The following is a 21594-nucleotide window of genomic DNA, read 5'->3' on the forward strand; positions in this document are numbered from 1 at the left end:
TCAGGTACAGTGTGGGCGTTTCAGATTCCAGGGATATTGCACCGGGAAGTGCGATTAAGTCAGGCAGAAAAAGCGATTTTTATCATAAAGTTGCACTGTAAAGAATCGACTGACCAGAGATTGAGCCCCACGTCTTGAAATACCAAACAGGCGTAGCAATATTGAACCCGATGGGTTTTCAGGGCGTCCAATCCTCTCCCGTTGAGCAGGATGTATTCATTAGGTAAAGGTAAATATGGGTAAAGCACTCGTTATTGTTGAGTCCCCGGCAAAGGCTAAAACAATCAATAAATACCTCGGCAGTGGCTACGTGGTGAAATCCAGCGTGGGCCATATCCGGGATCTGCCGACCAGTGGTTCAACCGCCAAAAAAAGTGCTGAAACCCCGACAGATAAGAAAGCCAAAAAAGTTAAGAAGGATGAGAAAGCCGCGCTGGTCAGTCGTATGGGCGTTGATCCCTATCACGGCTGGGAAGCGGATTATCAAATCCTGCCCAATAAAGAGAAAGTGGTAGCGGAACTCAAAGCTTTAGCCGAAAACGCCGACCATATCTATCTCGCAACCGACCTTGACCGCGAAGGGGAAGCCATTGCGTGGCACCTGCGGGAAGTGATCGGGGGTGACGATAAGCGCTTTAGCCGCGTTGTGTTCAATGAGATCACCAAAAATGCGATTCGCCAGGCGTTTGAAACGCCGGGCGAACTCAACATTGACCGCGTCAATGCACAGCAGGCACGCCGCTTTATGGACCGTGTCGTGGGGTACATGGTATCCCCGTTATTATGGAAAAAAATCGCGCGAGGCCTGTCTGCCGGTCGCGTGCAGTCTGTTGCTGTCCGGTTAGTGGTTGAGCGTGAGCGTGAAATCAAAGCTTTTGTGCCCGAAGAGTACTGGGAACTGAGCGCTAACCTGACCACGCCGAAGGGCGATGAGCTGACGATGGACGTCACTCATGCGGGCGATAAACCGTTCCGTCCGGTCAATCACGACCAGACGCACGCCGCGCTGGCTCTGCTGGAAAAAGCGCGCTTTGCGGTCACGGACCGTGAAGACAAGCCAACCAGCAGCAAACCCGGCGCGCCGTTTATTACCTCCACGTTGCAGCAGGCGGCGAGTACCCGGCTGGGCTTTGGCGTGAAAAAGACCATGATGATGGCGCAGCGCCTGTATGAAGCGGGCCATATCACCTATATGCGTACCGATTCCACGAACCTGAGCCAGGATGCGGTTTCGATGGTGCGCGGCTACATTGAAGGCCATTTTGGTAAAAAGTACCTGCCCGATGCGGCGAATACCTTCGCCAGCAAAGAGAATTCGCAGGAAGCGCATGAAGCCATCCGTCCATCAGATGTGGAAGTGCTGGCCGAGCAGCTCAAAGATATGGAAGCGGATGCGCAGAAACTGTATCAGCTTATCTGGCGTCAGTTTGTCGCCTGTCAGATGACACCGGCACAGTACGATTCGACCACGCTGACAGTCACGGCAGGGGATTACAAACTGAAGGCCAAAGGGCGTACGCTGCGCTTTGACGGCTGGACCAAAGTCATGCCTGCGCTGCGTAAGAATGATGAGGATCGTACTTTACCGCCGGTTAACGTTGGCGATGAGCTGAGCCTGCAGGACCTGTTACCCAGCCAGCACTTTACCAAGCCACCGGCCCGCTTTAGTGAAGCTTCACTGGTCCGTGAGCTGGAAAAACGCGGTATCGGCCGTCCTTCGACCTATGCGGCCATCATTTCCACTATCCAGGATCGTGGCTACGTCAGGGTGGAAAACCGCCGCTTTTACGCTGAAAAAATGGGTGAAATTGTCACCGATCGTCTGGAAGAGAACTTCCGCGAGCTGATGAATTACGACTTTACCGCTCACATGGAAAACAGCCTCGACCAGGTCGCCAACAATCAGGCGGAGTGGAAGGCGGTTCTGGATCGCTTCTTCTCCGATTTCAGCCAGCAGCTGGAACAGGCTGAGAAAGATCCGGAAGAAGGCGGAATGCAGCCGAATCAGATGGTCCTGACCTCCATCGACTGCCCAACCTGCGGCCGTAAAATGGGGATTCGGACAGCCAGCACCGGTGTTTTCCTGGGGTGTTCAGGCTATGCGTTACCGCCGAAAGAGCGTTGCAAGCAAACCATCAACCTGATTCCGGAAAATGAAGTTCTGAATATTCTGGAAGGGGACGATGCCGAAACCAACGCGCTGCGTGCCCGTCGTCGTTGCCAGAAATGTGGCACAGCGATGGACAGCTATCTGATTGATAACGGACGCAAGCTGCACGTTTGCGGTAACAACCCTGAGTGCGATGGTTATGAAATCGAAGAAGGGGAGTTTCGTATCAAGGGCTACGATGGTCCGGTCGTCGAGTGCGAAAAATGTGGTTCTGAAATGCACCTGAAAATGGGGCGTTTCGGTAAATACATGGCCTGTACCAATGATGACTGTAAGAACACCCGTAAGATTTTGCGTAATGGCGATGTCGCCCCGCCGAAAGAAGATCCCGTGCCGCTGCCCGAACTGCCGTGTGAAAAATCGGATGCGTATTTTGTGTTGCGTGACGGTGCTGCCGGTGTGTTCCTGGCCGCCAATACCTTCCCCAAATCGCGTGAAACCCGCGCACCGTTGGTGGAAGAGCTGCAGCGTTTCCACGACCGTTTACCTGAGAAGTTGAAATATCTGGCCGAAGCGCCAGCAACCGATCCGGAAGGCAACAAGACGCTGGTGCGCTTTAGCCGTAAAACGAAACAGCAGTATGTGGCGTCTGAAAAAGACGGCAAAGCGACAGGCTGGTCAGCGTTTTACATTGACGGCAAGTGGCAGGAAGCGAAAAAGTAACCCTGTAAGGCCAGCATTGCTGGCCTTTTTTCCCCGCCTTATATCATTCCGTTCTACATTGATACTTAAAATGCTATAGTGGTTATAGCATTTCCGATCCCTTCTTTCTGCTCAGCACCTTTCACCCGCCTGGGCGACAGTACGCCACCCGGGGATGCGACTCTGTAACCGACCAGGATAACAACAGATATGAAATTACAGCAGTTGCGCTATATCGTAGAAGTCGTGAACCACAACCTGAATGTTTCATCGACAGCAGAAGGGCTTTACACTTCGCAGCCGGGCATCAGTAAGCAGGTCCGTATGCTGGAGGATGAGCTTGGGGTGCAGATTTTCGCCCGCAGCGGTAAGCACCTGACGCAGGTTACGCCCGCCGGTGAAGAAATCATTCGCATTGCGCGCGAAGTGCTTTCCAAAGTGGATGCCATTAAATCTGTCGCAGGTGAACATACCTGGCCGGATAAAGGCTCGTTATATGTTGCCACTACGCACACTCAGGCGCGCTATGCGCTGCCCGGCGTGATTAAGGGCTTTATCGAACGTTATCCACGTGTCTCGCTGCATATGCATCAGGGTTCACCAACGCAGATTGCCGAGGCGGTTTCTAAAGGCAACGCAGACTTTGCAATTGCCACGGAAGCGCTCCACCTCTACGACGATCTCATTATGCTACCGTGCTATCACTGGAACCGCGCTATCGTGGTCACGCCAGACCATCCGCTGGCGGGAAAAGGGCAGGTGACGATAGAGGAGCTGGCCGATTTTCCGCTGGTAACCTATACCTTCGGCTTCACCGGACGCTCCGAGCTGGATACTGCCTTTATGCGCGCGGGGTTGACGCCACGTATCGTCTTTACCGCAACGGATGCCGACGTCATTAAAACGTATGTTCGCCTGGGGCTGGGCGTAGGGGTGATTGCGAGTATGGCGGTGGATCCCGTTGCTGATCCTGACCTCGTCAGAATTGAAGCCTCTGAAATCTTCACCAACAGTACGACGAAGATTGGTTTCCGCCGCAGCACCTTCCTGCGCAGTTATATGTATGACTTCATCCAGCGCTTCGCCCCCCATCTGACGCGCGATGTCGTGGATACGGCAGTAGCGTTGCGTTCCAACGAGGACATTGAGGCCATGTTTAAAGATATCAAGCTGCCGTTTAAGTAACGGTTATCTGTCGTCGCGTATTCTCAGGCTGCTTAGTGCAGCCTTTTTTATGCAAGAATGTTAGCGCCATGTTTATATTGAGAAGTTTCATTATCTTTTTGTAAATGCAACGTCGATCACATGTTTAAAGCTTGCTGTATCTTAAATGCGAAATACGACACATTTTTGACGCGATTTCTTTGCGGGCTGCCAGGATTATTCCCATACTCCAGTTAACGCTTGATGGAGAAGCTTTTATTTAGGGGTTAGTTAACACGGTCTTTAGTAATGACTGGATCTGAAGTTAAATTAACTCAAATTTTTGTCAGGCGGATTTTAATAGTATGGGTAATAAGTCATTAATCGTTACTTAAGTAATTTTACAGTTTTGATAAATTGCGTTAATCGTTTTGTGCAATAAAAATGACTGGATTTTTGGCCTTAACGGGTTTAGGATTCCTCCTAAATCTTAATCGATGTTATCAATCGTTTTATTGAGAGTGATTATCAAAAACTATGGCTACGAGACTGACTGTTGATCCGGGCTTCCCGGCTAAAAGCACCAAGGTTAAGCGTACAGGTAACACTCGTCGCAATGCCTGGTTAACTGTGTTCGCTGCCTCAGCGCTGTTCTGGGTGGTTGTAGCATTAATGATTTGGCGCATCTGGGGTTAAGCCATGTGGGCAAACGCACTCTGCCATAAGCACACCATGACGACTCGTCAGCATCGTCTCTCTGGCTATAAAGCGAAAGAGCCGGTTGCAAAGGCGGAAAAAGTGACTATCCCCGAAAGTTGGGATCTGAACGAGCATCAGCGTAATTTCATCGAGTCCTTTCTGGACCCGAAAACAAAATAATTTTACATCGCGTTTTTCTTTCGACATTTCTTCTGTCTTTCAGACTTACTTAATTAAGCGCTCTTCACACGTTGCATAAATGATGTCATCCCTTATCAGGATGCGAGTACGGCTTTTATTGCCCTTTCTACGCAGGAGTATTGCTATGAATATGATTAAAATGACCTGGTTTAGTGCTTATGCGTTCTCATTTACCGTGTGGATGGCAGCGCTCTGGGCAGCGCTATAATTTAAACGTGTCTCTTTCTCAATAATGCCTCGCAACATTGCGGGGCATTTTTGTTTGCGTCCGATTGTAGCAATCTGTGTTGTAATCAAAACGTTAACAAAAAAGTGGTCTATCTTTATACTAAACCTTGTTGTCTCTGAGGTTTAAAGACCATGTATTATAAAGGAGGAGCTATGTCGTCATCCCTACGCGAGCAGAGTCAGGAAACACTGCAGGTAGATAATCACAACTATCACATCTTCAGTCTACCTCGCGCTTCACAACATCTCGGTAACATTGATCGGTTGCCTAAATCCCTCAAAGTGCTGTTAGAAAACCTGTTGCGCTGGCAGGATGGCGACTCAGTCACTGAGGAAGATATTCAGGCGTTAGTTGACTGGCAAAAAACCGGCCACGCCGACAGGGAAATTGCTTACCGCCCGGCCCGTGTTTTAATGCAGGATTTCACCGGCGTACCCGCCGTTGTTGATTTAGCCGCGATGCGCGAAGCGGTGAACCGACTGGGCGGAGACGTGAATAAAGTCAACCCACTGTCCCCGGTCGATCTGGTCATTGACCACTCCGTCACCGTTGACCATTTTGGCGACGACGATGCCTTTGAAGAGAACGTGCGGCTGGAGATGGAACGCAACCATGAGCGTTACGTCTTCCTGCGCTGGGGCCAGAAAGCCTTTGACCAGTTCCGGGTGGTGCCACCGGGGACCGGGATCTGTCACCAGGTAAACCTTGAATACCTGGGGAAAGCAATCTGGCAGCAGCAGATAAACGGCGAAACCTATGCCTGGCCGGACACCTTAGTCGGGACGGATTCTCATACCACGATGATCAATGCGCTTGGCGTGCTGGGATGGGGCGTCGGCGGGATTGAAGCCGAAGCGGCGATGCTGGGGCAACCGGTGTCTATGCTGATCCCGGATGTCGTGGGCTTCAAACTCACTGGCAAACTGCGGCCGGGCATTACCGCGACCGATCTGGTGCTAACGGTGACGCAAATGTTGCGTAAGCACGGCGTGGTGGGCAAATTTGTGGAATTCTATGGTGATGGCCTGGCCGATCTGCCGCTGGCGGACCGCGCAACCATCGCCAATATGGCACCGGAATACGGCGCCACCTGCGGTTTCTTCCCTGTCGATGAAGTGACACTGAGCTATATGACCTTAACCGGACGCGATGCCGAACAGGTTGCGCTGGTAGAACATTATGCTAAACGCCAGGGAATGTGGCGTAATACGGGCGATGAACCTGTCTTCACCAGCAGTCTTGCGCTGGACATGAATGATGTTGAATCAAGTCTGGCCGGACCAAAACGCCCACAGGATCGCGTGTCCCTGGGCGATGTCCCGGCGGCGTTCGACGCCAGCAATGAACTGGAAGTCAACCACGCGCAGAAACCTCATAAAGAAGTCACCTACACGGACAGCGATACCGGACTTTCCCATACGCTGACCGACGGCGCGGTGGCCATTGCGGCGATTACCTCGTGTACAAACACCTCAAACCCAAGTGTCCTGATGGCCGCAGGTTTACTGGCGAAAAAGGCGGTAGAGCGGGGCCTGAAACGCCAGCCGTGGGTCAAAGCATCTCTTGCCCCGGGCTCTAAAGTGGTTTCCGACTATCTGGCCGTCGCACAACTGACGCCGTTCCTCGATAAACTGGGCTTTAATCTGGTCGGTTATGGCTGTACAACCTGTATCGGTAACTCCGGCCCGCTGCCGGATGCGATCGAATCGGCGATTAAAGAGGGCGACCTCACAGTGGGGGCCGTGCTGTCGGGTAACCGTAATTTCGAAGGCCGTATTCATCCGCTGATTAAAACCAACTGGCTGGCTTCACCGCCGCTGGTGGTGGCCTATGCGCTCGCGGGGAATATGAAGATCAACCTGCAAACTGATCCGCTCGGACAGGATCGGGATGGCAAGACGGTCTTTTTGAAAGATATCTGGCCTTCGCCTGAAGAAATCGCGACAGCGGTACAGCAGGTTACCAGCGATATGTACCACAAAGAGTATGCGGAAGTCTTTGACGGTACGCCCGAATGGCAGGCCATCAAAGTCAGCGAAGCCGCGACCTATGACTGGGACGAAGGATCAACCTATATCCGTCTGTCACCGTTCTTTGATGACATGGAAAAAACGCCCAAACCGGTCGAAGACATTCGTGGCGCTCGTTTGCTGGCTATTCTGGAGGATTCGGTCACAACAGACCATATTTCACCGGCAGGTAGCATCAAAGCAGAAAGCCCGGCAGGGCGCTATCTGTTGGCGCATGGTGTCGAGCGCAATGACTTCAACTCCTATGGCTCGCGTCGTGGTAACCACGAAGTCATGATGCGCGGAACCTTTGCCAACATTCGTATCCGCAATGAAATGGTGCCGGGCGTTGAGGGTGGCTATACCAAACATTATCCAAGTGGTGAACAACTGGCCATTTACGATGCCGCGATGAAATATCAGGCCGAAGGCGTGCCGCTGGCCGTCATTGCCGGTAAAGAGTACGGGTCAGGTTCGAGTCGTGACTGGGCAGCGAAGGGACCGCGTCTGCAGGGCGTTCGCGTGGTGATCGCCGAATCGTTCGAACGTATCCACCGCTCTAATCTGATCGGTATGGGGATCTTACCGCTGGAATTCCCCCAGGGCGTAACGCGTAAAACATTAGGACTGAAAGGGGATGAGTCGGTTGACGTTGAGAACCTGTCACAGCTCACGCCGGGCTGCACCGTGCCAGTGACAATCACGCGTGCCGATGGCAGCAAAGAGAAGCTGAATACCCGCTGTCGCATTGATACCGGTAATGAGCTGACCTATTACCGCAACGACGGTATTCTGCATTATGTGATTCGAAATATGCTCAACTGATACGATAAAGCCGGGGAAACCCGGCTTTTTTATTCACTGCTTCGGCAACAGATGGCCCATTTTTTCGGCTTTGGTATCGAGATAGTGCGCATTTTTGGGATTCCGTCCCACCACCAACGGCACACGTTCAACGATGTTAATACCGGCTTCGCTCAGGATTTCAACCTTCCGCGGATTATTTGTAAGCAGGCGAACCTCGTTCACCCCAAGGAGCTTAAACATATCTGCGCAGAGCGTGAAGTCACGTTCATCAGCGGCAAAACCGAGCTGATGGTTAGCTTCAACCGTGTCATACCCTTTGTCCTGCAAAGCGTAAGCGCGAATTTTATTCAGCAGACCGATATTGCGGCCTTCCTGGCGGTGATAAAGCAATACACCCCGTCCTTCTTCGGCAATGGCATTCAGCGCAGCTTCAAGTTGAAAGCCGCAATCGCAACGCAGGCTGAACAGCGCATCACCGGTAAGACATTCCGAATGAACGCGCGCCAGGACCGGTTCGTTATCATTGATATCGCCAAAGACCAGAGCAACGTGGTCGTGACCGGTTGCCAGTTCTTCAAAACCTACCATCAGGAAATCTCCCCATGGCGTTGGCAGTTTGGCTTCTGCCACCCGTTTAAGCTGCATGTGACTCTCCAGAACCATCAGAGGATGCACTATCATCATGATAGTGCACAGGCCGATGTGGCCCGACAAACGTGCAATATTGTGCCACAACCGCGAGGTTGGCTGTTAATCTGTGTAAACGATTGTTGTGATAAAGCACGATTATCTAATCCGTAAAGGTTATGTTATTCTTTTTTAAGCTAAAGTTTTACCGGTATGACGGCTTTTCATCAGCAAAAAGGGAAAAGGGATGGTTAAAATTTTGCAACGTACCACAGCAGGGATGGTGTTACTGCTGATGATGCCATTAGCCGTGTGGCTGTCCGGCTGGCAATGGCAACCCGAGGAAAGTAACACGTTTCTGAGAGTCCTGTTCTGGATGACAGAAACGGTGACCCGGCCATGGGGCATACTGACCAGCCTGGTGTTAAGTGCCTGGGTATTATGGTGTCTTCGCTTTCGGCTTAAACCGGCATTGCTGCTGTTGCTGATCATGAATGTCACGATTCTGGCGGGCCAGTATACCAAATCATTCATTAAAGAGCGGGTGCAGGAACCCCGACCTTATGTGGTATGGCTGGAGAAAACGCACGGTCTGGATGACAAAACCTTCTATCAGTTAAACCGCACCCAGCGTGGTGAACGCGTTACCGCACTGATTGCGGATGAATCGCATATTCCGGTCTGGCTGAAAAAGCACTGGGCGTTTGAAACAGGGTTCGCCTTCCCGTCAGGTCATACCTTGTTCGCGGCGAGCTGGGCATTACTGGTCATTGGCCTGCTATGGCCGCGCCGGCATTATAAAACGATAGTGCTGGTCGGCGTTTGGGCGGTGGGCGTTATGGGAAGCCGCTTGTTACTGGGTATGCACTGGCCGCGCGATCTTGCCGTTGCCACCGTGCTGTCCTGGTTTTTGGTGGTCATCGCCACCTGGCTTGCCCAGCGCTTTTGTGGACCGCTGACGTTGCCCTCCGACGAGCAAAAGGAAGTGGCAGAACGCGACCAGGGATTGTAATTGCGCCGTTCAGCCTCATATCTTGCGACTGAACCGCGCAAAAGTGCTTCGCCTGATGCTGCAAGGAGCAGTATTTCTGCCGTAATTTTGGCATACTTTGATTCGACAACCTCACAACAGGATGCACTGTGAAATATTTGCTGATTTTTTTAGTGGTTTTGGTCATTTTTATCATTTCTGTGACCCTTGGCGCACACAACGACCAGGTTATCACCTTTAACTATCTGCTGGCGCAGGGCGATTTCCGTATCTCCACTTTACTGGCAACGTTGTTCGGCGTGGGCTTCCTGCTGGGCTGGGTCATCTGTGGGCTGTTCTGGCTGCGTGTTCGCGTCTCGCTGGCGAACGCTCAACGTAAAATTAAACGTCTGCAGGCTCAGGTTGATCAGAATGCGCCTGGCACAGGTGGTAAACCGTTGCCGCCAACCGTGCAGGAATAAGATTCCATGTTAGAACTGCTGTTTCTGTTACTGCCTGTTGCGGCGGCCTATGGCTGGTACATGGGACGCCGTAGTGCGCAGCAGGACAAGCAACAGGAATCCAACCGCTTGTCACGCGAATACGTGGCGGGCGTTAACTTTCTGCTGTCCAACCAACAGGATAAAGCGGTCGATCTGTTCCTTGATATGCTGAAGGAAGACAGCGGCACCGTTGAGGCGCATCTTACGCTGGGAAACCTGTTCCGCTCCCGCGGTGAAGTTGACCGTGCGATTCGAATCCATCAGTCGTTAATGGAAAGTGCCTCGCTGAGCTATGAGCAGCGTTTATTAGCTATCCAGCAACTGGGGCGCGATTACATGGCCGCGGGGCTTTATGACCGCGCAGAAGACATGTTTAAACAGCTCACCGATGAAACGGATTTCCGCATTGGTGCCCTGCAGCAGTTATTGCTTATTCATCAGGCGACCAGCGACTGGCTTCAGGCGATTGAGGTCGCTGAGCGCCTGGTGAAATTAGGCAAAGACAAGCAGAAGGGCGAGATCGCGCATTTCTACTGTGAACTGGCTTTGCAGGCGATGAGCAGCGACGATCTTGACCGCGCAATGACGCTGTTGAAAAAGGGCGAGGCGGCAGATCGCCAGAGCGCGCGAGTCTCCATTATGATGGGACGCATTCTGATGGAGAAAGGGGAGTACGGCAAAGCGGTTGACCATCTGCAACGTGTACTGGATCAGGACAAAGAACTGGTCAGTGAAACGCTGCCGATGCTGGAGACCTGTTTTCAGCGACTTAATCAGCCCGACGCCTGGGCTGCCTTTCTCAAACGCTGCGTGGAAGAAAATACCGGCGCCGCCGCAGAACTTTATCTTTCCGCGATTCTGGAGGAAGAGCAGGGCGCGGAAGCCGCACAAAATTACATTAATCATCAGTTACAGCGTCATCCCAATATGCGCGTGTTTCATCGCCTGATGGAGTTTCACCTGCATGAGGCGGAAGACGGTCGCGCCAAAGAGAGTCTGATGGTCCTGCGCGACCTGGTCGGCGAACAAATCCGGACCAAGCCGCGCTACCGTTGCCAGAAATGTGGGTTTACTGCCCATGCGCTCTACTGGCATTGTCCTTCCTGCCGCACCTGGTCATCGGTCAAACCGATTCGGGGACTCGACGGGCAATAACTGCGCACGTGATGCGCACTGTTGCCTGTCTTTCTTGTGCCTACTTTAGTTACAACATACTATTTGAGCCCCGATCCTCAAGCTTACATCAGCACCGTGCGAATATCGCCTCGCAGGATAACAGGGATTGTGATGGGAAATGCGGGCAGGTAGAATGCGTGCCGTTTGTCTAACGCGCCAGCAGGTGCCTACCGCAGAGGAAATAGCATGGCCTTATCCCCGACTTCACCCGTGTTAGTGGCGCTTGATTACCACGATTTAAACAGCGCGCTGCATTTTGTTGATCAGATAGAGCCAGGTAGCTGTCGCCTGAAAGTGGGCAAAGAAATGTTCACCTTATTTGGCCCTCAGTTGGTCAAAACGCTGCAACAACGCGGCTTTGAAATCTTCCTCGACCTGAAATTCCATGATATCCCCAATACAACGGCCCATGCGGTCGCCGCCGCCGCCGATCTTGGTGTCTGGATGGTGAATGTGCACGCCAGCGGCGGTGCGCGTATGATGAACGCCGCCCGGGAAGCGTTAGTGCCTTTTGGGCAGCAAGCGCCGTTACTGATTGCCGTCACCGTCCTGACCAGTATGAATGCAGATGACTTGCTGGGTCTGGGTATCACGCTTTCGCCGGCAGAGCAGGCCGAGCGCCTGGCGAAGCTGACCCACGATTGTGGCCTGGATGGTGTGGTTTGTTCCGCCCACGAAGCCGCCCGATTTAAACAGGTCATTGGCAGGGACTTCACGCTGGTCACGCCAGGCATCCGGCCAGCAGGCAGCGACGCCGGCGATCAGCGTCGCGTAATGACGCCGCAGCAGGCGAAGCTCGCCGGGGTGGATTATATGGTCATTGGCCGCCCGGTTACACAGTCTGCTAACCCGGCGGCGACGCTGAAAGCCATAATCAATGATCTGGAGGCGGTAAAATGAGTCGTGACAACCCACTTGTATATTCCACAGATTCAGGCCGCATTGTGCAACCCGAACAGAAAGTGGAACGTCCTAAAGGGGACGGCATTGTCCGTATCCAGCGCCAGACCAGCGGCCGGAAAGGCAAGGGCGTTTGCCTGATAACTGGTGTGGACATGGATGACGGTGCACTGAATCTGCTGGCTGCCGAGCTAAAAAAGAAATGCGGTTGCGGCGGATCGGTGAAAGACGGTGTGATTGAAATTCAGGGCGACAAACGTGATTTACTTAAAAGCCTGCTGGAAGCCAAAGGTATGAAAGTAAAACTGGCGGGCGGTTAAATAAAAAACCGGGCGACTTGTGTAGCCCGGCTTATAGTGTAGATGCGCTGCGTAGCCGTTAATTGTTTTAATTGCGGTTCTTAGTGAATCTGATGACCGATAATGCCACCTACTGCGGCGCCGCCGACTGTACCCAGCGCGCTGCCGTTGGTCAGTACTGAACCACCAATGGCACCCGCACCTGCACCAATCGCAGTATTGCGGTCACGCTTAGACCAGTTAGAACAGCCGCTTAACGCCACAACCAGGGTGGTCGCTAAAACCGCAACGGTCAATTTTTTCATTGTAATTGTCATAAACTTCTCCTTTATTGTGTTTGCAGAGGCAACACACTAAGTATAGCTTTGAAATTTTTTCAGGCCGCCTGTGCCGCATTATTACCGCATCCTTTTAGTATAAAAACGCGGACACCATGGACGATCTGTTTGTAGCGGCTGAAAAGCACCAGTAGCAGGTGGACCTGCCCGACGCCTGACAGAATTCTATTCATTTTGAAGGTTTTCCGAAGAGGGATAATTCTTAATTCTCAGCACAATTTTCCATTCACAGCTATTTTCCGCTGCTTTTTAGCCATTTGCTCCATAACGTTTTTTCTGCCTGCTCCGCAAAATGTTAAGACCTTATTCAGCAGGAGAAAAAAATGCTGGAACATCTGAAACAACAGGTTCTGGAAGCCAATCTCGATCTTCCTAAACATAACCTTGTTACCTTCACCTGGGGCAATGTCAGCGCCCTCGATCGTGAGCAGGGTTTGCTGGTGATTAAGCCTTCCGGCGTCAGTTACGATGTAATGAAAGTGGATGACATGGTAGTGGTGGATCTGGCGAGCGGAGAGGTTATCGAAGGCACAAAGCGTCCTTCCTCTGACACGGCTACGCACCGGGCGCTTTATCTGGCCTGGCCCGAAGTAGGTGGAATTGTCCATACGCACTCACGCCACGCCACCATCTGGGCGCAGGCCGGTCGTGCCATTCCGGCCTGGGGAACCACACACGCGGACGACTTCTACGGTGAAATTCCCTGTACCCGCGCCATGCGTGACGAGGAGATTCAACAGCAATACGAGTGGAATACGGGTGAAGTGATTATTGAAACCTTTGCGCAGCGTGGGCTTTCTCCCACTGCGATTCCCGCCGTGCTGGTGAATTCACATGGCCCCTTCGCGTGGGGCAAAGATGCCCATGCGGCGGTGCACAGCGCGGTGGTGCTGGAAGAGGTGGCGTATATGGGATTGTTCAGTCAGCAGCTGACGGCCGGTCTTCCCCCCATCCAGCAAACCCTGCTCGATCTGCATTACTTGCGCAAGCATGGTGAAAATGCCTGGTACGGCCAGAAATAAGGTTGAGGGCGCAGCCTGGTCTGCGTCCTGATTAGCGCGTTACGCACGGCTTACGTGGCGTGAAAGTCTCTTCAGTGCCCGTTATCGGTTGGCGCTGCTCTGCCAGCGAGTCGCGTGCTATCAAGAAATCATACTAATCAATTAAATGTCGTGCATCAGGGATCACTCTGGAATTTATCTTGTAAATCAATCTCTCATTTGGTCTGGCCTCACTCTGGATTAGGCTGATGTGGCGCAATTAGCGCATCAAAATAACAGAGGATGAGACAATGACCGTGATTAACCAACCCACATGCAGACTGTTTTCCGAAGCCGGACAAACCACGCAGTTAGTGGCTTATTACGAAGAAGGGAGACGTACCATGTGGATGATGTTACGCGCCCAACCGCGCCCCAGCTTTAATCATGAACTGATTGAAGAGATCATGAATCTCAGTTACGCGGCCCAGCGTTCTGGTTTACCCATCGACTTCTGGGTCACCGGCTCGTTAGTGCCACAAATGTTTAATGCCGGTGGTGATTTGCGCTTCTTTGTGGAGTGTATCCGCAATAATCGCCGGGAAGCGTTGCGTGCCTATGCACGCGCCTGTGTTGACTGCATTCATTCTGCCGCGCGTGGCTTTGACACCGGAGCCGTGACGCTGGCAATGATTGAGGGCAGTGCACTGGGCGGCGGTTTTGAGGCAGCGCTGGCGCATCACTTTATCCTGGCGCAAAACAACGCCCGTATGGGTTTTCCGGAGATTGCGTTTAACCTGTTTCCGGGTATGGGCGGCTATTCATTAGTCGCCCGGCGTTCGGGCATGAAGCTGGCGGAGGAGCTGATCATCGAAGGCGAATCCCACAGCGCAGAGTGGTACGAAACGCGGGGACTGGTTGACAAAGTGTTTCAGCCAGGCGACAGCTACCGTGCCACCCGGACGTTCATTGATACCTTGCGGCCCAAACTCAATGGAGTGCGCGCTATGCTGAAGGCGCGCCAGCGCGTATTGCAGCTTTCCCGCGCCGAGTTAATGGACATCACGGAAGACTGGGTCGATTACGCCTTTTCGCTTGAAGCAAAAGATATCGCCTATATGGAGCGTTTAGTCCAGTTACAAAACCGCCACACCGCATCACTGCGTAAAGCGGGTTAGGGACTTAAGCGTTTACTTGCGGGCAGGATGCTGAGCCAGCCAATGCCCAAACTGTTCGGCGGGCATTGGTTTTGCGTAGAAATAGCCTTGTCGACCATCGACGCCATTCTTCAGCACGAAGGCCTCTTCATCGGCGGTTTCTATGCCTTCGGCAATAACCTGTAAATCCAGCGCCTTGGCAACCGCAACAATTGCGCGTACCAGCGACTGGGAGACAGGGCGTTTATTCACATTGCGGATAAAACTTTGATCCAGCTTAATGGCGTTAATAGGCACTCGTGCCAGCTGTGATAACGAGGAATAACCGGTACCAAAATCATCCAGATGGACCTGGGCACCCAGCTCCTGGAACTTGTGCATTAACTTCAGCGCTTCCGCTTCGTTCTCAATCAGACAGCTCTCCGTGAGTTCGATATCGATCGGGCTTTCCGTTAAACCGGCGTCAGTCAGCGCCTGCTTCAGATCGCTGTAGATCGACTGATCCATCAACTGGCGCGCGGAGACGTTGACGGCCACGCGCAGATGAATATCCTGCTGGCGCCACGCGATAATCTGTTTCAACACATTGAGCATTACCCAGCGCCCCAGCGGCACAATCAGTCCTGAATCTTCAGCATAGGGAATAAAGTCAGCAGGCGAGACCAGTCCGCGCTCGGGTGAATGCCAGCGCACCAACGCTTCGGCACTGCGAACTTTCCCGTCCGTGTCCACCTTGGGTTGGTAGTGCACCAGTAAATGGTCCTGCTCCAGCGCTTTGCGAAGATTGGTATCAAGCCACAGATATTCAAATACCCGCCGGTTCATCTCTTCAGCAAAGACGCAATATTTACCGCGATTGTTCTCTTTGGCGTGATACATCGCCGTATCGGCATTGCGGATCAGGCATTCACGATCTTCCCCGTGCAGCGGCGCGATGGCAATGCCGATAGAGCAGCCGCTGTAAACTTCGATAAGTCCAATGCGGAAGGGCTGACGTAACCGATCCAGAATGCGCGTCGCCATCGCTTCCAGCGCCGCCTGGCTGGTCTGTTCTGCCAGCACCACAAACTCATCACCGCCGAGGCGTCCCAGCGTCTGGTTCTTACTCAGACAACTCAGAATAGCCAGCGACACCGCCTGCAGCAGTTGATCGCCAAACATATGGCCATAAGCGTCATTCACTTTTTTGAAATTATCCAGGTCCAGATAGACCACACCGGTTTCACTGCCTTCCGCCCGCTCCAGCGCCTGACTGATTTGCTGATGTATCGCGTGACGGTTGGGCAGGCCGGTAATACCATCCGTATTGGCCATGACACGCAGTCGCTCCTGAGCGCGACGTTCTTCGGTAATATCCGTTCCGGAACAGATGAGGAAAATTTCATTTTTTCCGCTGCCGCTGTGAACAAACTTATTACGAAACAGAAAGAGTCGCTGTCCCTTCATCGTTTTGATCCAGCGTTCGACTTCATAAGAGTTACCATCACGGAAGAAGCCCGCAATGTTGCGACGTGACGCTGCCGCCTCCTGCTTGGTCATAAACAGCTGAAAAACATTCCGGCCAATCACATCCTGCTCATACAGGCCGGTGTACTCTTCGCTGAGTCGGTTAAAGCGCTGAATATTTCCCCGCTGGTCAAGAATGACGATAACGGAATTGGCCTCTGAAACCACCTGTTCCGCAAAGGACAGCCCCAGCGTCAGATCGCGTGCGACCGCCGATGTATCGCCCCAGGCGGATGCGGTACCGGCCCAGACGGACTGATTGATGCGCCGTCCGACAAAATGCATGGCCACCTGCTCACCATGGATTGTTAACGTCAGGTTGATACTGGAAGTAATCACTGGCATAGCTCGCAGTAAACTGCACTGGCCAGGCGTCAGCGGCACAGCAACACTCGTATTCGATGATTCATCTAAGGCAAAAAGCAGCGCATCGCTGTCCGCGCTTAACCGCCAATGAGGGCTGGTTGTACCAAACAAGGTATACAACAATGATTGCCCTTGTTCATCGGTCATGATCACTCCCTCCGGGAAGTCCATAGCTGACGTTATCTCATTATTTTAGCAACAGTATTCATCTACTGATGTCAGCACAAGATGAAAGTGTATTTATTTTACTTTCCAGAAAAAACAGGAACAAAAAACCCCGCCGAAGCGGGGCCGGCAGGCGGTTCAGCACGGACATTTACCCAGTTTTCCAGTCTGACTGGGAAAGCGGGCGTCCAGACAATAACGATGAAAGTCACGCTCGCTCATCGGCGGCAGGTCTGGATGATGCTGCCGCATGTGCTGCAGGTATTTTTGGTAGTCCTGAACGCCCACCATCAGACGAAAGCTTTGCTGTAGCCCCTGCCAGAATGCCCGCCAGCGAAAGCCAGGGCGGACGGGAGCATAGCGTAATTCGCAGCGCACAATTTGCCACGTCCCTGTTGGCCGTGTTACACGATGAATGCTGTCAGACATGGCGAATCTCCTTCCGCAACGTGGTCGCGGACTCATGCGTGGTAGGTACCTCACTGCGCAGGGCACGACGAATCACAAAAAAAGCCGCAATGAGCATGGTGACGGCGACCAGCATAAAGAACCCGCACAGGGCCGCGTTAATCTGGTTACTGAAAACGATGGTGTGCATATCGGCGACGGTTTTCGCCGGTGCGATAATCACGCCTTCATCCAGACCTTTACGGAATTTATTGGCCTGCGCCAGAAAGCCGATGGACGGTTTTTCGTGGAAAATCTTCTGCCATCCCGCGGTCATTGAGGTAATAAACAGCCAGATCGTTGGCAGAATGGTCACCCACGCATAACGCTGCTTCTTCATTTTAAACAGCACCACGGTGCCCAGAATCAGCGCCATGGAGGCCAGCATCTGGTTACCGATGCCAAACAATGGCCATAGCGTATTGATGCCGCCCAGCGGATCAATCACGCCCTGATACACAAAGAATCCCCAGCCTGCCACCGCAACGGTCGTACCCGCAAGGTTACCCAGCCAGGAGCGGTTATTGGCCATCGACGGCACCATGGTGCCCACCAGGTCCTGCACCATAAACCGACAGGCACGCGTACCGGCATCGACGGCAGTCAGAATAAACAGGGCTTCAAACAGAATGGCAAAGTGATACCAGAAGGCCATCATGGCGCGACTGTTAACCACCTCGGTAATAATATGGGCCATACCGACGGCGAACGTCGGGGCGCCGCCAGCACGGGACAGAATGGAGGCTTCCCCTACATCCCGTGCAATTCCACTTAACATCTCCGGTGTAACGACAAAGCCCCAGCCGTTGATCACCTGGGCGGCATTTTCAACGGTGGTGCCAATCAGCGCCGCCGGGGCATTCATCGCAAAATACACGCCGGGATCCAGCACTGAGGCGCAAATCAGCGCCATTATGGCGACAAACGACTCCATCAACATCGCGCCGTAGCCAATAAAGCGAATGTGGCTTTCCCGCTCCACGAGTTTTGGCGTGGTTCCGCTGGAAACCAGCGCATGAAAGCCGGAAATCGCCCCGCAGGCAATAGTGATAAACAGGAACGGGAACAGAGCCCCTGAGAAGACCGGGCCGGTGCCGTCAATGAAGCGGGTCACGGCGGGCATCTTCATCTCTGGCATGGCGAACACAATACCTACAGCCAGACCAACGATGACGCCAATTTTCAGAAAGGTCGAGAGGTAGTCCCTCGGTGCTAACAGCAGCCACACCGGTAATACCGATGCGATAAAACCATAAATGACCAGCACCCAGGTCAGTGACGTGCCTTTCAGGGTAAAGAACGGCCCCCAGTAGGGATGTTGTGCAACATCGCCACCGTAAATAATGGCCGCCATCATCAGCACAAAACCAATCAGTGAGACTTCAGCAATTTTACCGGGGCGCAGAAAGCGCATGTAGATGCCCATAAACAGCGCGATAGGGATCGTTGCGGCAATGGTAAACAGGCCCCAGGGGCTGTTCGCCAGTGCCTTCACCACCACCAGCGCCAGCGCGGAAAGGATAATAATCATCACGCCCAGCGCACCCAGCATAGTGATGACGCCAGCGAAGGCCCCCAGCTCCTGACGGGCCATTTCGCCCAGTGAACGGCCATCGCGTCGGGTCGAGATAAACAGCACCAGGAAATCCTGAACCGCACCGGCCAGCATCACGCCGACCAGAATCCAGATCGTACCAGGTAAAAAGCCCATCTGCGCGGCCAGAATCGGACCGACCAACGGGCCCGCACCGGCGATAGCGGCAAAATGGTGACCAAACAGCACCCATTTGTTGGTGGGGACGTAGTCCAGACCGTCGCTGAGACGTTCAGCAGGCGTCAGGCGACGATCGTCGAGTTCGAAAATGTTGCGGGCGATAAAGAGGCTGTAAAAACGATAGGCAATGCTGTAACAGGCGACTGCGGCAACCACCAGCCAGACTGCGTTGACGTGTTCGCCGCGATTAAGCGCCAGCATCGCGAACGCGCCCGCGCCAGTTAACGCCACCGCTAACCAGATCACGCCGGTTTTGACGTTCTTCATAACTCACTCCTTGTAGAGACCGAATGGAAGGCGATCGAATACAACGAGCTAACGTTAATGTAATGGAATGTAAGTGAAAGTTAATAAGGAGAGAACTGTGAAGCGCAGTGCAAATTTAGCGTGTGCGGAAGCGGTACGTCAGTAATGAGCGGGACAGGCTATCCTGTCCCGCTGGATAATACTCAGGCTGCGGGGCGAGCGACGACGCTGCGGGTTTCCATACGCACTTCGGCGATGGTCACGTCGATCACATCGGTCACGCGGTAAACCACTTCACCTTTGATCTGCACTGTGCCGCTTTCCTGGCTGCACACCAGTTCGTCACGAACGGAGTGCAGGAACGGAGCAGGGATAAACGCCACTGCGCCATTCTCCAGCAAACGCACGCGCATGCCACCACGGGAAATATCGATAATTTCCGCGCTGAATTTACGATCTGTCGCCGCAAAAGGTGACAGGTAACGGGCATAAAGCCAGTCGCCCACGTCACGCTCGGCCATGCGGTTAAGACGGCGGCGCTCGCTCATGGTGACCGTGACAGCGTCATCGGGCCGGGCGATCGACTCACCACGCACGATGGCTTTCAGCAGGCGATGGTTGATCATGTCGCCAAATTTACGAATCGGTGAGGTCCAGGTCGCATAGGCTTCCAGGCCCAGACCGAAGTGCGGGCCAGGTTCGGTGGTGATTTCCGCATACGTCTGGAAACGACGAATACGGCTGTCCAGGAACTGGGTCGGCTGGGCATCCAGCTCCCGGCGCAGCACACGGAAACCGTCCAGCGTGGTAATCGCTGAAGGATCTGCCGTAATCCCATGTGTCGCCAGCACGGCGGCGGCCTGCTCGGCGTTGGCAGTATCGAAGCCTGCATGGACGTTATAGATCCCAAAGCCCAGCTTATCGCGCAGCACCTCGGCCGCACAGATGTTGGCCAGAATCATGGCTTCTTCAACGATTCGGTTGGCAATGCGACGCGGTTCAGCGACGATATCCAGCACTTCGCCTTTCTCGCCCAACAGGAAGCGGTAATCCGGGCGATCTTTAAACACCAGCGCGTGGGCCTGGCGCCATTCGCCGCGAGACAGGCACAATTGATGCAGCAGGCGGATCTGATTCGCAATCGCGTCATTCTGCGGCTGCCACTCGCCGCTGTTCTCCAGCCAGTCAGAAACCTCGTCGTAGACCAGTTTGGCTTTCGATTCGATCCAGGCCGCGAAGAAGTGCACATCAGACAGGCTGCCATCCTGCGCCACGGTGACGCGACAGGCCAGTACCGGGCGACGCACATCAGGGCGCAGGGAGCAGACATCATCGGAAAGCTCGCGCGGCAGCATCGGGATATTAAAGCCCGGCAGGTAGTTGGTGAACGCACGTTGCGCGGCAAGCTTATCCAGCTCGCTGCCTTCAGCCACGTAAGCGGTCGGATCGGCAATGGCGACCGTCAGGCGCAGGGCATTGTCTTCCAGCGCCTCAACATAGAGCGCATCGTCCATATCTTCTGTGCTGGCGCTGTCGATGGTCACTAAATCCAGCGCGGTCAGGTCTTCACGCTGCAAGTTTTCGTCCAGCATCTCGCCAAAACCCATTTCAGGTGCCTGGCGCTCCAGATTGTGACGTGACAGTGTCACCCACCACGGCGCAAGGTGGTCGTCTGCGCTGACAATAAATTCGGTCAGTTCGGCATAAAAGCCGCGGTCACCCTTTAACGGATGACGTCGCATTTCCGCGACGGCCCAGTCGCCCTGTTGGAAATCGTGGGTCAGCCCACGTACCGGACGGCACTGAATGGCCTCTTTCAGCAGGGGATGATCGGGCACGATAGAAAGACGATCGTCTTTTTTCTGCACACGGCCTACAAAACGGCTCAGGAAAGGCTCGACCAGCGTTTCTGGCTCTGCGCTTTCACGATCTTTATCGGTGTGGATGACGGCAATAATACGATCGCCGTGCATCACTTTCTTCATCTGCGGGGGCGGGATGAAATAACTTTTTTGTGCATCGACTTCCAGAAAGCCGAATCCCTTTTCGGTGCCTTTTACAACGCCTTCTGCACGCGGCGTTTGTGAATGGAGCTTCTCTTTAAGCTGCGCAAGCAGCGGATTATCCTGGAACATGATTTTTACGTTTCGTGGCCTAATAGCGGCTGACAGTTTTACGCGAATCGCGGTCCCGCGGCAAGGCAAAAAGCCGGACGAACCGGCTTTTTGCCTGGAGCAAAG

At 53.4% G+C, this 21594-nt stretch carries 18 protein-coding genes; 12 read left to right on the forward strand and 6 right to left on the reverse strand.

Annotated features, from left to right (window positions below; all coding sequences use genetic code 11):
• Positions 1 to 235 precede the first annotated feature (235 nt).
• The 5 genes from topA (at position 236) to acnA (ending at position 7918) form a co-directional block, all read left to right on the forward strand.
• On the forward strand, positions 236 to 2833 hold the full coding sequence (topA, locus tag RAC90_RS02320; protein ID WP_006119337.1) for a type I DNA topoisomerase: 2598 nt from the start codon (positions 236 to 238) through the stop codon (positions 2831 to 2833).
• Positions 2834 to 3022: 189 nt separating this feature from the next.
• Entirely contained in the window at positions 3023 to 3997 is a 975-nt protein-coding gene (cysB, locus tag RAC90_RS02325; protein ID WP_033741825.1) for an HTH-type transcriptional regulator CysB, read from the forward strand.
• A 495-nt stretch (positions 3998 to 4492) separates the two neighbouring features.
• Complete coding sequence (locus RAC90_RS02330) at positions 4493 to 4651, forward strand: YmiA family putative membrane protein (RefSeq protein WP_006119333.1); 159 nt, start codon at positions 4493 to 4495, stop codon at positions 4649 to 4651.
• Between the two features lie 3 nt (positions 4652 to 4654).
• Positions 4655 to 4834, forward strand: a complete 180-nt coding sequence (locus RAC90_RS02335; RefSeq protein ID WP_033741823.1) for a hypothetical protein — start codon at positions 4655 to 4657, stop codon at positions 4832 to 4834.
• Positions 4835 to 5236: 402 nt separating this feature from the next.
• Complete coding sequence (gene acnA / locus RAC90_RS02340) at positions 5237 to 7918, forward strand: aconitate hydratase AcnA (protein WP_375123897.1); 2682 nt, start codon at positions 5237 to 5239, stop codon at positions 7916 to 7918.
• 33 nt (positions 7919 to 7951) lie between these two features.
• Here acnA and ribA read toward each other — a convergent pair whose 3' ends face one another.
• On the reverse strand, positions 7952 to 8545 hold the full coding sequence (gene ribA / locus RAC90_RS02345) for a GTP cyclohydrolase II (RefSeq protein ID WP_006119329.1): 594 nt from the start codon (positions 8543 to 8545) through the stop codon (positions 7952 to 7954).
• Positions 8546 to 8774: 229 nt separating this feature from the next.
• On the opposite strand from ribA, the gene pgpB reads away from it, so the two are divergent.
• The 5 genes from pgpB (at position 8775) to yciH (ending at position 12396) form a co-directional block, all read left to right on the forward strand.
• Positions 8775 to 9539 (forward strand): phosphatidylglycerophosphatase B, encoded by a 765-nt coding sequence (gene pgpB, locus RAC90_RS02350; protein ID WP_375123898.1) that lies wholly within the window; start codon positions 8775 to 8777, stop codon positions 9537 to 9539.
• Positions 9540 to 9667: 128 nt separating this feature from the next.
• Positions 9668 to 9979, forward strand: coding sequence for a LapA family protein (locus RAC90_RS02355; protein ID WP_033741817.1), 312 nt, complete (start codon positions 9668 to 9670; stop codon positions 9977 to 9979).
• 6 nt (positions 9980 to 9985) lie between these two features.
• A complete protein-coding gene (lapB, locus tag RAC90_RS02360; protein ID WP_162285779.1) occupies positions 9986 to 11155 on the forward strand; it encodes a lipopolysaccharide assembly protein LapB in 1170 nt (389 codons plus the stop codon).
• A 207-nt stretch (positions 11156 to 11362) separates the two neighbouring features.
• On the forward strand, positions 11363 to 12076 hold the full coding sequence (gene pyrF, locus RAC90_RS02365) for an orotidine-5'-phosphate decarboxylase (protein ID WP_164481998.1): 714 nt from the start codon (positions 11363 to 11365) through the stop codon (positions 12074 to 12076).
• Positions 12073 to 12396, forward strand: coding sequence for a stress response translation initiation inhibitor YciH (yciH, locus tag RAC90_RS02370; RefSeq protein WP_006119324.1), 324 nt, complete (start codon positions 12073 to 12075; stop codon positions 12394 to 12396). Before pyrF ends, yciH begins: the two co-directional genes overlap by 4 nt.
• Before the next feature lie 80 nt (positions 12397 to 12476).
• On the opposite strand, the gene osmB is transcribed toward yciH, so the two are convergent.
• A complete protein-coding gene (gene osmB, locus RAC90_RS02375) occupies positions 12477 to 12692 on the reverse strand; it encodes an osmotically-inducible lipoprotein OsmB (protein WP_006119323.1) in 216 nt (71 codons plus the stop codon).
• Positions 12693 to 13036: 344 nt separating this feature from the next.
• On the opposite strand from osmB, the gene araD reads away from it, so the two are divergent.
• Both araD and RAC90_RS02385 read left to right on the forward strand, forming a co-directional pair.
• Positions 13037 to 13735 carry an L-ribulose-5-phosphate 4-epimerase gene (gene araD, locus RAC90_RS02380; protein WP_006119322.1) on the forward strand — a complete coding sequence of 233 codons (699 nt, stop codon included), beginning with the start codon at positions 13037 to 13039 and terminating at the stop codon, positions 13733 to 13735.
• A 269-nt stretch (positions 13736 to 14004) separates the two neighbouring features.
• Positions 14005 to 14871, forward strand: a complete 867-nt coding sequence (locus tag RAC90_RS02385; RefSeq protein WP_033741810.1) for a crotonase/enoyl-CoA hydratase family protein — start codon at positions 14005 to 14007, stop codon at positions 14869 to 14871.
• A gap of 12 nt (positions 14872 to 14883) precedes the next feature.
• Here the strand turns inward: RAC90_RS02385 and pdeR are convergent, their stop codons facing one another.
• From pdeR to RAC90_RS02405, 4 genes are all read right to left on the reverse strand, one after another.
• The gene (gene pdeR / locus RAC90_RS02390) at positions 14884 to 16869 is read right to left on the reverse strand and encodes a cyclic di-GMP phosphodiesterase (protein ID WP_039340199.1); all 1986 of its coding nucleotides are present in this window, start codon (positions 16867 to 16869) and stop codon (positions 14884 to 14886) included.
• Positions 16870 to 17025: 156 nt separating this feature from the next.
• Positions 17026 to 17316 carry a YbdD/YjiX family protein gene (locus tag RAC90_RS02395; RefSeq protein ID WP_172912550.1) on the reverse strand — a complete coding sequence of 97 codons (291 nt, stop codon included), beginning with the start codon at positions 17314 to 17316 and terminating at the stop codon, positions 17026 to 17028.
• Entirely contained in the window at positions 17309 to 19375 is a 2067-nt protein-coding gene (locus RAC90_RS02400) for a carbon starvation CstA family protein (protein WP_172912549.1), read from the reverse strand. The genes RAC90_RS02395 and RAC90_RS02400 overlap by 8 nt, the downstream gene beginning before the upstream one ends.
• A gap of 182 nt (positions 19376 to 19557) precedes the next feature.
• Positions 19558 to 21489, reverse strand: a complete 1932-nt coding sequence (locus RAC90_RS02405) for an exoribonuclease II (protein WP_172912548.1) — start codon at positions 21487 to 21489, stop codon at positions 19558 to 19560.
• Positions 21490 to 21594: the final 105 nt, after the last annotated feature.

Origin of the sequence: Pantoea sp. CS_6, from assembly GCF_041954745.1 — a bacterium.
Classification (GTDB): Bacteria; Pseudomonadota; Gammaproteobacteria; order Enterobacterales; family Enterobacteriaceae; genus Pantoea; species Pantoea stewartii.